Genomic DNA, 12,413 nt, shown 5'->3' on the forward strand with positions numbered 1-12,413 from the left:
ATTTAATTTAATATAATTAAGAACAAGTGGCACATTAACTGCTTGTCCTTTTTGTTTGGGCGAAAAGCTACAGGTTAATTTAGTAGACTTGATGCAGAAAAACAACAAAAAGAATAATTTTTCAGGTTAGCAAGTTTGTTCAAGGTTTTAACTTTGACTTTGATTGATCCCGAAAACGTTATAATGCAGCCTTTTTAGTAAAATTTATTTTGTGTAATGACAACTACAATATCAAATAAACTAGAAAGACTAAAAGGAATATTTTTATAACTTTAAATATCAAAAATATGAAATTTAATTGACTGGCATATAAAAATAACATATAATTTTCATAATTATCGTATAATTATCGTACAGTGAAGACTAAAAAATTGACTGTTGTTGCTAAACTGAGAATCTATTTGAAATGAAAATTAGCTGAATTTTAATTCTTAGTTAAATTTGAGTACACCTTTTAGGCGATAAGTTTAAACTATTTCAAAATATTAGGTAATATTCACGGAGATTTCTATATGAAAAAAAGGTTTTATTCGCTCTACAAGATTTTCCTTATTAATGCTTTTAGCAACAAAATTGCTTTAATGTTTAACATTGTCTTTCCAGTTATATATTTTGCTATATCTAACGCTCCGGTTTTTATTAATAACTATACTGTCAGTAAGAGTAAACTAATTAGCGGCAGTGCATACTATTTTGCCTATATTGCTTTAACAACTGTTCTAAACTCAGTGATTCTGGCAATGGTTGAGTATCGTGACTATGGCTATTATAAAGTTATTTACATGGTAACAAATTCAAAATATCTAGTATTAATTAGTCAATTTTTATCGCAATGGACGTTTTTAATAATAGAATTATTTCTATTTAACTTAATTACCGCACTAATGTTTAAGTCTTTTGCCTATCTAGGTTATTTACTGTTAACCACTATCATAGCTGCGACTGTGTTAGTTTTGCCTTTAACTATGGGCTTGTATTTTTTGCTAACAACAAAATTAAAGTTACAAACTTACAATATTGTTATTACATTGATTATTTTGGCCTCATTCATGGTGTCAGCTGTTGAAGCAAAAAATAAAATATTAAATTTGTTATTGCTATGTACACCTGTTAAATACCTAATGAAGGGGTATGAAGTAATAATGCAAATGATGTTTTCTAGAGTAAATTGGGCAACCCTTGCTAATTTATTGATCGTTATTCTAATTTATGTCCTATTTGGGATGATTTTTATTGCGAAACAAAATATTTCTACAATTTTTGAAAAATAGTTGTAAGGAGACAATATGGAAATTAAGCATTTGAACTTTTCTTATAAAAATAAAGAAATCTTTGCCGATTTTAACGCAAAATTTATTGCCGATCAGTTAAATGTAATAATTGGCGGTAATGGTGCTGGTAAAACGACTTTACTTAATCTAATTTACGGCTTTATTGATCGTCCTGCTACAGCTATGATAGGTTTTCCTTCTATGCCTAATATTATTTATAAATTTCAAAATATGTCTTTCTTTGATGAACTGACGGTAAAACGAGTAATAAATTTTTTTAAAGCAATGAATGATCATACTGTTACAATTACTAATGCGCAAACTCGTTTTTATAATGAGATTATAAAAGGCCTGGTAAATACTAAACTAAGGTCTTTATCTGGTGGAGAATACCAATCTGTTATGGTTTATTGTACTAGCATAATGGAGCGGGAATTATATTTATTCGATGAACCTCTTAGTGGAATTGACAGTTATATTGAAAATTTAATTCTAGACTTAATTGTATCTTTAGTTGTTGAGAAAAAGAAAAAAGTTATTATGACTTTACACCAGCTGGATAAATTAGATTCCATGCAGGCGCATATTGTATTCGTTGGGAACAAAAAATGTGTTTTTCAAGGTAATCTTAGCCAAATGTTACAAGCTGCGGATACAGATGACATTGATATTGCCTTTAAGAAGATGCGATCAGGCAATATCTTGTTAAATCAAGAGTAACTATACTTTGATTTATAAGAGGTAATAAAACTGATTGAACTGAATAGACTATTTTGTTTAGGCTTGCAAGGTGTATTGATCAGCAATGCATTACTATATATTAACAAATAGAACTAAGAAGCTAATAACTACTTGGTTCTTTTTTTGTTAATTAAGAAGTGAAATAAGTCCGTGATAGCAGCTTTGATGAATTAGTTGAGCGACTTTAGCTGGGGCAACCTTGGGATGTTTGGCCCACCATTTTTGTGTTTCTAATAAACTGACAAAATAAAGACTGGCAAAGTATTCTAAAATATCGGGAGCAATTTTTTCCTTTTGTAATATCTGCCTGATTTCTTTTTTAACATTATTTTCGATTTCGCGACTGGGATTAAATGTTGCAGTTTTGATGCTAAGCAAAAGCGGCAGAAATTTAATTTGTGGCGCTATATCATTCAGTGCAGCAATAGTTCTGGTCATGTTGTCTTTAGGTTTAAGATCAAGTGAGTTGCGCAAACCGGCTACAAACGGAATCATATACCGGTTAATAGAAAAGCGCAGCAATTCATCTTTATTGTCAAAACAAATGTAAAAAGTTGTTCTGGCCACTTTAGTTTTTCTGGTGATATCTGAGATTGTGATTTGTTCATAATCTTTATCATTCAACAAGCTGAATAACGCGTTACTTAGGCGTAACTCTAAACTAGGATTTTGCTTTTCCATTAAGTAATGCCTTCTTCTGACTCGACAAAATTTAAATATTTGTCATTACACCTTAACCAAGGAATCGTTATGCTAATTTTAGCAAATTTATAAGTGATGGAGGTAAAAACTAAATGGTGAATAGAGTAAAAGAAGTATTAGGAATTGAAAAGCCAGTAATTCAGGGTGCAATGGCGTTTACTTCACTTTCTCCTTTAGTGTCTGCGGTCTCAAACGCTGGTGGTTTGGGCGTATTGGGCTTAGGTTATATGCCTAAAGACGCCAGCATTGCAGAAATTAACCAGACTAAAAAATTGACTGAAAAACCGTTTGCCGTTAACGCAATCATGCAAGAGGGAATTGTTGAGCAAGCAGATGAAGTGTTGACAGCAACCAAGCCGCCTGTAGTTTATGCTGATGCTATGCGGCTTAATGGCGCTTTATGCCAAAAGTATTTCCCGCGTTGGCATAAACTCGGTATGAAAATAATTGTCAAGGCCAGTTATTTGGCTGATGCGGTCACAGCAGAAAAAGCAGGAGCTGATTTGGTAGTTGTCAAAGGCTGGGAAGGTGGCGGCCATGTTTCTTTTGAGTCCACAATGGCTTTAGTACCACAAGTAGTAGCGGTAGTTAATATTCCTGTAGTAGCTGCTGGTGGTATTGTAGATGGCCATAGTGGTGCTGCAGCATTTGCTTTGGGAGCCGAAGGAATAGAAATGGGCACTGCTTTTTTAGTAGCAGATGAGTTACCGATTAGTGATAAAGCAAAACAAGCAATTATTGCTGCAGAAGATATGGCTACTGCCGAAGTTTCTTATGCTAATGATGCGCCCTTTAGAATGATCGCTAATAACCTTTCTGATCAGATCAAAGACTTAGAAGCTACTCATCTGAAGGCTGAAGCTGCTCAAAAAGAAGCTGGTCTTGATGCTAAAACTATTAAAATGGGCATGTATCAAGGTGATACGCAAAATGGCGCAATTATGGTTGGTCAAGATTTGAGCCTAATTAAAGAAACAAAGTCTGTTAAACAGATTATTGCGGATGTGTTACAAGATACTGAAAACGTTCTGCAATCATTGCAAAATGTAGAATTATAATTTATCTGCTAATTATCCTCGCAGAAATGAGGAAATGATTACGGCATAAAATGATGATGCTGTCAGGCATCATGCGAATTTAATAATATGTCTAGCCGTGAAGCTGCTCTTATGCTTTTAGCTAAATAAAGCCAAAAATATCTTAATAAAGTTGCTGATTAAGAACCATTACTTTAAAATTTGGTAATTCTCTTTTTAGGCACTTTTGTTAGCTTTTCGTTACTTTTGTTTTCTTTTTGCAATAATTTTATGCTAGAATATAAGTGTATAAATAGTTTAGCGATTCCACTGGAGTCACACAAAAAGCTCTATCCCAACAATAGAGCTTTTTTGCGTGCTAATTATAAAAGAAGGAAGGCAACCTACTTCTTTTTCTTCTTGTCGTTTAGCCAGCGTTTTTTAACTAAGAAAACTGTTAGTTCTCTAAGCAAATCAAGAAAAAATTGTATAAATAATTTTGCTATTTCCATTGGAATCACCTCCTATCCATATCAGATAGGCTGTTGCCTCCAGCTTTATTATAACAGAGAAAAAGCATTAACTTTTATGGCTTAAGAATCTAAGTGAATCGTAATACTTTGACTACTACAATGAAAAAACTAGGGTCAAACTAAAAAGGACTAACTCTGATAGAATATCGGAAGTTAGTTCTCAGCTAGAATTTAATAAACATACTAATTTTATTTATGACTGCATTGAGGCACCGGAATCTACATCGGTTGCCTTTTTAGTTTCGTCAGGAACCAGTTTCTGTCCCGTTTGTTTTAGGTACCAGTTAATGATTGGTAATAAATCAACAATCCATTCAGTCACGCCAGCATATTGATCATTTTTGTCAGTCATATTCTTAAAAGAGGCAACCATATATTCGTTATCACTTGGTTTAATAAGTTTATAGGTTTTGCCAGTTTTGGCGTAATCCATTATTTCTTGAACATGAGGCATTGAAGTCTTTTTGTGAACTTCAGATAAAGTTTGGCCAAGTTTTTCAGGCCAACGTGGTGAAAGTAACATCTCCTTAGGGATTTCATTATTGCAATAGACATAACGATCATCTTTATCAATAGTAATTAATTCAAGTGGCAGACAGTTGAGCAATGCGTCGATTTGGTCAACTGTTAATAGTCCTTGATCTAATTCTACATAATCTGAGCCCTTAGCAGCATTAACTTTTTTAGCTGTTTCGGCAATCCAGGCACTGGTAGCTTCTTCTGTATGTTTAACCATTTTAATCTCCTTATTTATTATATAAACCGTTTACAAGAACAGTATATTTTATTTATAATTATAAATGAAATTAATATCAGTTATTAATAATAAAAATAAATTATAAGGAATAAGATATGGATATAAAAAAACTTGTTACTTTTGTTAATTTAGTTGAAACAAAAAATTTTACCAAAACTGCTAAGGCAATTCATGTAACCCAGCCAACTGTCACACATGATATTAATGCTATCGAGGATGAAATTGGTGTCAAATTATTTAATCGCAACAAGCGCTATGTTAATGTAACGAAAAATGGTGAAGTTTTTTATCAAAAAATCAGGCAATTAATTAATAACTATAATTCTGCAGTACAGGAGATTCAGGAAAAAGATAAAAAAGAAAGATTGCAAATAAATTTTGGCTATTCATATAATCCTTTTAATGATAAATATATTCCCCTTTGGCTAAGTCAATTTCAAAAAATGTTCCCTCAAGTTAAATTTGTACTGGTAAATTTGAATCGCAATGAATTAAAGCAGCAATTGGTGTCTAACAATTTGGATGTTATGCTGACAACTGGATTGGAAGCTGAAGATTTAAATAATATTAAGGTCTATCCAATCGAAACAGAGCCGTTTAAAGTAATCGTTCCGCGAAATAACCCTTTGAGTAAAAAAAGTATAATTAAACTGACGGATTTTCAGGGTGAAAAACTGGTGTTTCTAGATAATAGGTGGGCAGCGGCAGATATCATTAATTTACAAAATAAGATTATTCATCTGAATAAAGATTTAAATATTACTTATGCTGCTGAAATATCTTCTTTAAATGTTTTGCTTAAGGCAAATCAAGGTCTGGGATTAGGTCTTTACTGTATTTATCCTGAACTTGACAGCAGCTTAGCCTATGTTCCCCTTGACTGGGAACCGCAAGTTGATTTAGTAGCCATTACACAGAAAAATAATGCGAAAAGAATTGTCTATCAATTTATCAAGTTTATTCAAGATTTTAATTTTGATTTTGAATAGTACAGAATTCTCTTGTTAAAGGTGGGAAGAGAGAAGTGTTTTTACTGTTACGTATTGGATTTTTTTGTGAGTTAGATATGAACAGCTGCTATATAGAGAGTTAACGGAAAAAGCACTTTTGGAGTGATTTTCTTAAAAAACAGGAAAATGTTTTTTCATTACTAGTTTTTATTGATTAAAAGTATATATTTGTTAATAGTTAGAAAGCTAAAATTGTAATAAAACATGAAATTAATTACTTAAGATTAATGAAAGTAGAAGGTCAGAAGAATGTTTAAGTGGTTTGGTAAGAAACAAGAGAAGCAGGAAGACTTTACGGTCACTGCACCAATTAGTGGCAAACTTGAAAAAATTGAAAAGGTAAACGATCCGGCTTTTGCACAAAAAATGCTGGGAGACGGTTTTGCCATTATTCCAGATGAGGATAAAGTAACCGTTTATGCACCTGTAGCAGGTAAAATTGAGGCTCTTCCCAAGACAAAGCATGCCGTAGGTATAAAAACTGCACAAGGTGTCGAAATTCTTATTCATATTGGGATTGATACTGTGAACTTAAAAGGAGAAGGCTTTGAAGTGATGGTAAACCAAGATGACGAGGTAACTCAAGGTCAAAAATTAGAAGTATTTGATAAGAATGTTGTAACTGATAACAAATTAGACCCTATTGTCATTGTTGTGTTCACTAGTGGATATGAAAAAGAAATCAAACTGAACCAGGATGATGGTGCAGAAGTTAAGGCTAATGATTTACTTATTGGCTAGATGTTTTTGACAAACAAAACAGGTTAGTTTTCCAAAGATAATACCTCCAAATTTAGGACAAATTTGGAGGTGTTTTTGCGTTAATCTATATTAACAAGGCTAGTGATTCATAGGGATGCAAAGCTAAAGTTTTTGGTACTTCCTGTAAATTTTTATGATAATTGCTAATCAATGTTTGTGCTTGCTGCCCTTGATAAGTGTCAGGTAAGCTATAAGTAATTTTTTTACCATAAAAGTTATTAATTACCAGTAAGGTTTGCCCGTGATAAAGTCTGCAATAAGCAAAAACTTGTGGGTGATCCAAGTCAATCGGTTCATAACTTCCCTTGGCGATAATGGGATAATGTTTTCTCAAGTAAATCAGTTTTTGATAATAAGGGAAAATCTCACCATGATCCAATTCAGCTGCAACATTAATTTTATCTTGATCTTTAGGCCTAAGCCAAGGGGTTCCTGTGGTAAAACCGGCATTAACAGTGTCATCCCAGTGCATGGGGGTTCTGCTGTTATCGCGCGACTTAGCCTGAATAATTGCCAGAGCTTGGGCGTCACTTAAGCCTTCCTGTTTAAGCTCGTCATAAGCGTTAAGCGTTTCTACATCAACATAGTCAGTGATTGTCTGGTAATTAGGATTGATCATGCCAATTTCTTCACCTTGATAAATATAAGGTGTACCACGTAATAAATGCATTACGGTAGCCAGCATTTCTGCAGATTTTTCGCGAAAATTAATAGGATCACCAAAACGGCTCAGCGCCCAAGGCTGATCATGATTGTTCCAAAAGAGAGCATTCCAGCCGCCACCTTGACTCATTCCAATCTGCCACTCGTTAAGAGCATTTTTTAAAGCGGAAAAGTCAAAAGGTATCCTGGTCCATTTCTGGCCATCTTTGTAATCAACTTTTAGATGATGAAAAGTGAAAACCATTGACAGCTCATGATTATCTTTTCTAGTGTAAGCAACAGAATTAGCAATAGTCGTCGATGACATTTCCCCGACAGTAATTGTATCTGGCTGCTGACCAAAAGTTTTTTTATTTAATTCTTTTAGATATTGATGGACTATGGGCTGATCAGTATACATTAGCTTACTGGCGGTGTTCTGGGGTGCGTCAGTAAGTTTTTCATCTTTGCCAATAACATTAATTACATCAAAGCGAAAGCCTTTAACCCCTTTGTCACGCCAAAAGTTAACTACCTTAAATAGTTCTTTTCTAACTGCAGGATTGTGCCAGTCCAAATCAGCTTGAGTTTTCTCGTATAAATGAAGATAATATTTACCACTATTTCCAAAAGGTGCCCAAGCTGAGCCACCGAATTTAGATGTCCAATTGTTGGGCATACTGCCATCTGCTTTAGGCTTTCTAATGTAGAAAAACTTCTGATAATATTCGTCTCCAGCTAAGGCTTTTTTAAACCAAATGTGATCAGTAGAACAATGATTTAAGACCATATCGAGCATCACACCAATATGATTTTGCCCAAGCTTTGTGACTAGTTCTTCAAAGTCAGCCATTGTACCAAATAGTGGATCAATACTATAATAATCGGCAATATCATAGCCATTATCATTCTGAGGAGATACAAAAAAAGGATTAAACCAAATCATGTCAATATTTAATTTCTTTAAGTAAGGAATTTTTTGGATAATCCCCCTTAAGTCACCGATCCCGTCACCATTGCTGTCATAAAATGATTTGGGATATATTTGGTAAATCACTTTGTCAGCTAAACTCATAATATAAGTCCTCCATTTTGTGCTTTTCTATGTGCGAAGTCTACAAATTTAAATTTGTCGGGCCGATGTTGGGAAATAGTATATTGAAAAAAAGATGTATCTTTTAAATAAGTTAAACTGCGCACTACTACAACCAAGTTGGTATCGGTAAGCTGCAACTGCTTCATTACGTTTTGACTGGCTGGTTCTACGGTAATAGTTTTAGTGGCATAATCAATTTCAAGTCCTAAATCATCTTCAAAATACTGATATAACGAGCTTTGAGCTTGCTTAGCCGAAATTTTAGGTACATATTTTTTTAAAATATAATCTTCATCAACCACAATTGGTTCATCATTGATTAATCGTAAACGGGACACATAAGTTGCAGCAGTTTCTGTTAAAGATAAATGCTTAATAATAGTCAAAGGCACCTGCGTGTCTTTTAATTCCAATATTTTGGTCGTAGCATGCATTTGCTTTTGTTTATTAAGTTCATCAAAGGATTCAATATTAGAAATTGGGAAGGCAATGCGCGCGGCATTAATAACTACTGAACCTTTACCTTTTATTTTTTGAATTAGGCCAGCATCTAAGAGTTCATTTAAAGATTTCCTGATGGTTTCACGTGAAACATTATATAGCTCTGATAGTGCTGGTTCACTTGGCAAGAAATCACCGGCAACATACTGCTCATGCCTAATTTTATTCGTTAAATCTGCCGCAATTTGTAAATATTTAGCTCTCATTATTTGTTATCCACCTTTTAACACTAATCATACCACCTTATGTTAATTTTTAACCTGTCTAGTCTGGAAAATAATACAAAATTATTTATTACAACAATATAATAAGCAATTTGTTGACACCTGTCTATACAAGAACTATAATCTTAAGGAAAGCGTTATCAATATATATGACGACCTTTTATGTGGTAGTTTCATGGAGGCGTAATTATGAGTAATACGATAAAAATACTGGCACCTGTTGCCGGTGAGGTCATTAAACTCGAGGATGTTAATGACTCGGTTTTTTCTCAGAAGAAGTTAGGTGAAGGTTTTGCCGTTAAACCTAGCTCTGGGAAGATTGTCTCGCCTGTAACAGGTAAAGTGATAATGGTGGCTGAAACTAAGCACGCACTTGGATTGCAGACTGCAGACGGTGTGGAAGTTATGCTTCACTTGGGCATAGATACTGTCGAACTTGATGGTAAACCATTTGATTTGCAAGTAGCAGCAAACTCTGAGGTAAAAGCGGGACAGCAATTGGGGACGATGGATCTGCAAGCGATTAAAGATGCTCAAAAAGATGATACCGTCATCTTGGCAATTACAAATACTCAAGATGTTCTAGCTGGCATTGACCTTGCTCTGGGTACTAAAGCTGCTGGCGAATCAGCTGCTACTATTACATTAAAACAGGCTAAAGCAGCACCAGCTGCAGCTAATAAAAATGAAAATAAATATCAAACTACAGCGCGTGAAATTGTTCAGGCTGTTGGCGGCGCCGATAATGTTAAAAACGTTATGCACTGTTTTACTCGTTTGCGGTTTACTTTAAACGATGATAGCATTCCGAATGATGATGAAGTTAACAACATTAAAGGAGTAATAGATGTTACTCGTGCTAATAACCAATATCAGATAGTAATTGGGCAAACGGTAGAAGACGTTTACGACGAGCTAATTAAACTACTTGGGCCTGAATATGCTGGACAAGGTGAACCTGCACCTGCTGCTCCAGCTCCAGCAGCTAACCAATCTCTTGGTGGCAAGATTAAAAATGGCTTCTTCCAGTTAATAGGCGTAATTACCGGCTCTATGATGCCTGTGATTGGTTTGCTGGCTGCCAGTGGTATGTTAAAAGGTATTCTTAACATTTTAACTAACTTTTGCCACATGTCTACGGCTTCTCCAACTTACACTATTATCAATGCGATGGGGGATGCGTCGTTTTACTTCCTGCCTTTAATCGTTGGCTTTACTGCTGCTCAAAGATTAGGCTCTAACCCGGTAGTTGTTTCTATTATCGGCGGCTTTCTGATTTATCCTGATTTAGTAAAGATTTATGCCAGCGGAAAATTTAGTTACTACTTAGCTGGCGTTGGTATTAATGCCAATTTCTTTGGTATTCCAATTCATATTCCGCAATATACTTATTCGATTTTCCCAATGATTTTTGCGGCTTGGATGGCTGCTAAGATTGAACCGTGGATTAAGAAGTGGATGCCAGTCACATTAAGACAAATTTTCACTCCGCTAGTAGAAATCTTTTTAGTAGGGATGACAGTCTTAATTATTGTGGGTCCTGTAATTTCATTTATTTCTACGGGAATTGCTAAAGTATTGCAATGGTTACTGACAGTCAACACTGCACTTTCTGGTTTAATCATCGGTGGTCTTTACCAGATACTGGTTATCTTCGGACTGCACTGGGCAGTAGTGCCAATTATTGCGAATGATATTGCTGCTACGGGACATAGTATCTTAAACGGTATCGTTTCAGTAACGATGATTGCCCAAGGTGCCGGCGCCCTTGCTGTTTGGTTTAAGACAAAGCACAATCCTGACCTAAAGGGCTTATCTTTAAGTGCTGCTATTTCCGCCGCTGTTGGTATTACTGAACCGGCAATGTACGGTGTTAACTTAAAGTATGGTCGTGTATTTATGACTTCCAGCCTCGGTGCTGCCATTGGTGGTCTGGTCAACGGTCTGCTTAAAGTTGATATGTATGGCTTTACTGGCAGCTTGATTGGCTTTCCATCATTTGTTCCTAAAGCAGGACAAGGCAATCCAAACAACCTGTTAAACTTCTGGATTGCTTCTATTGTTACTATTATTGCAGCATTTGCTTTAACTTACTTCTTTGGCTATAAGGAGAATGACGCTGATAGTCCTAAGAATGCACCCAAGAAGAAGAATTTAGCTAATATATAATGATATGATTAATTAATAAAACATTTGAATTATCTAAAAGGGTTCTAAAACTAATAGTGATTAGTCAAGAGCCCTTTTATAATGCATTTTTGAAATACGTGGTTAAACTATAATAAAATGAACTATTGTGGATGGAGTGATTACAAAATGAAAGTTCTGATAATTGGTGCTCACGGACAAATTGGGCAATTATTGGTAAAAATGCTACAAGAAAGTACGAATTGCCAAGTCATTGCCGGCTTGCGCTCCCATGAGCAGGAAAAAGCCTATCAAGAAAAGGGAATTACTACCGCATTTATTGATCTAGCAGGACCGCAAGGGCAATTGGCAAAAGCCATGCAGACGGTTGATGTAGTTGTATTTGCTGCCGGTTCAGGTGGCAAAACCGGTGCTGATGCAACGATGATGATTGACCTTGATGGAGCAGTCAAAGCAATTAATGCGGCAAAAGAAACTGGCGTTCACCGTTTTATCATGATTAGTGCAATTAAATCTGACGATCGCAGCTTTTGGTCGGATAATACACCAGCAGCAGGACCGCAAAATTATTACTATGCGGCAAAATATTATGCTGATCAGTGGTTATTGCACAGTTCACTCGACTATACAATTTTGCGGCCAGTGGCACTGACTAATCAAAAGGGAACGGGAAAGATCAAAGTGGCAAATCATTTTACTGATTCTATTGCAGATATGACAATTACTCGTCAAGATGTGGCCCGAACAGTTGCTGACATTATTTTAACGGGAAAATTACACCAAAAGGAATTTGATATTGCTAATGGGTTAGTACCTATTAAACAGGCAATAACAAACTTCCACTAAAAATATTTTGATCATAAAATTTTAATAGGCTAATAAATTAATGCTTTGCTAACATGATTTCTTAGCCTTTTATTTTGGCCTAAAACGCAGTAAAAAATGAATGAAAGTAGTATTGCAAATATTGTTGTTTTAAGTCTGCTTAAATTAAAAAACTATTTCGCTTA

General features: G+C 34.9%; 11 protein-coding genes. 7 read left to right on the top strand and 4 right to left on the bottom strand.

Annotation, left to right across the window (positions count from 1 at the left end; all coding sequences use genetic code 11):
* The first annotated feature begins 512 nt into the window (after positions 1 to 512).
* Both F5ESL0259_RS00315 and F5ESL0259_RS00320 read left to right on the top strand, forming a co-directional pair.
* Positions 513 to 1,271 (top strand): hypothetical protein, encoded by a 759-nt coding sequence (locus F5ESL0259_RS00315; protein WP_122037081.1) that lies wholly within the window; start codon positions 513 to 515, stop codon positions 1,269 to 1,271.
* Positions 1,272 to 1,286: 15 nt separating this feature from the next.
* Positions 1,287 to 1,991: an ATP-binding cassette domain-containing protein gene (locus tag F5ESL0259_RS00320; protein WP_122037082.1), complete on the top strand. Its 705-nt coding sequence runs from the start codon at positions 1,287 to 1,289 to the stop codon at positions 1,989 to 1,991.
* A gap of 147 nt (positions 1,992 to 2,138) precedes the next feature.
* Here F5ESL0259_RS00320 and F5ESL0259_RS00325 read toward each other — a convergent pair whose 3' ends face one another.
* Positions 2,139 to 2,693 carry a TetR/AcrR family transcriptional regulator gene (locus F5ESL0259_RS00325; protein ID WP_122025445.1) on the bottom strand — a complete coding sequence of 185 codons (555 nt, stop codon included), beginning with the start codon at positions 2,691 to 2,693 and terminating at the stop codon, positions 2,139 to 2,141.
* Between the two features lie 113 nt (positions 2,694 to 2,806).
* Between F5ESL0259_RS00325 and F5ESL0259_RS00330 the strand changes: the two genes are divergently transcribed.
* Positions 2,807 to 3,772, top strand: coding sequence for a nitronate monooxygenase (locus F5ESL0259_RS00330; protein ID WP_122037083.1), 966 nt, complete (start codon positions 2,807 to 2,809; stop codon positions 3,770 to 3,772).
* Between the two features lie 684 nt (positions 3,773 to 4,456).
* Here F5ESL0259_RS00330 and F5ESL0259_RS00335 read toward each other — a convergent pair.
* Positions 4,457 to 4,999: a PAS domain-containing protein gene (locus F5ESL0259_RS00335; RefSeq protein ID WP_122037084.1), complete on the bottom strand. Its 543-nt coding sequence runs from the start codon at positions 4,997 to 4,999 to the stop codon at positions 4,457 to 4,459.
* A 116-nt stretch (positions 5,000 to 5,115) separates the two neighbouring features.
* Between F5ESL0259_RS00335 and F5ESL0259_RS00340 the strand changes: the two genes are divergently transcribed.
* Positions 5,116 to 6,009, top strand: a complete 894-nt coding sequence (locus tag F5ESL0259_RS00340) for a LysR family transcriptional regulator (protein ID WP_122037085.1) — start codon at positions 5,116 to 5,118, stop codon at positions 6,007 to 6,009.
* 270 nt (positions 6,010 to 6,279) lie between these two features.
* Positions 6,280 to 6,771, top strand: a complete 492-nt coding sequence (locus F5ESL0259_RS00345) for a PTS glucose transporter subunit IIA (RefSeq protein ID WP_122037086.1) — start codon at positions 6,280 to 6,282, stop codon at positions 6,769 to 6,771.
* 85 nt (positions 6,772 to 6,856) lie between these two features.
* Here F5ESL0259_RS00345 and treC read toward each other — a convergent pair whose 3' ends face one another.
* Positions 6,857 to 8,509 (bottom strand): alpha,alpha-phosphotrehalase, encoded by a 1,653-nt coding sequence (gene treC, locus F5ESL0259_RS00350; RefSeq protein WP_122037087.1) that lies wholly within the window; start codon positions 8,507 to 8,509, stop codon positions 6,857 to 6,859.
* Entirely contained in the window at positions 8,506 to 9,237 is a 732-nt protein-coding gene (gene treR, locus F5ESL0259_RS00355) for a trehalose operon repressor (protein ID WP_046324060.1), read from the bottom strand. The genes treC and treR overlap by 4 nt, the downstream gene beginning before the upstream one ends.
* Positions 9,238 to 9,444: 207 nt before the next feature.
* Between treR and F5ESL0259_RS00360 the strand changes: the two genes are divergently transcribed.
* Together F5ESL0259_RS00360 and F5ESL0259_RS00365 are read left to right on the top strand one after the other, a co-directional pair.
* Positions 9,445 to 11,424, top strand: a complete 1,980-nt coding sequence (locus F5ESL0259_RS00360) for a PTS glucose transporter subunit IIABC (protein WP_122037088.1) — start codon at positions 9,445 to 9,447, stop codon at positions 11,422 to 11,424.
* Between the two features lie 147 nt (positions 11,425 to 11,571).
* The gene (locus tag F5ESL0259_RS00365) at positions 11,572 to 12,249 is read left to right on the top strand and encodes an NAD(P)H-binding protein (protein WP_122037089.1); all 678 of its coding nucleotides are present in this window, start codon (positions 11,572 to 11,574) and stop codon (positions 12,247 to 12,249) included.
* Positions 12,250 to 12,413: the final 164 nt, after the last annotated feature.

The organism is Lactobacillus sp. ESL0259, from assembly GCF_003693045.1.
GTDB lineage: Bacteria > Bacillota > Bacilli > Lactobacillales > Lactobacillaceae > Lactobacillus > Lactobacillus melliventris.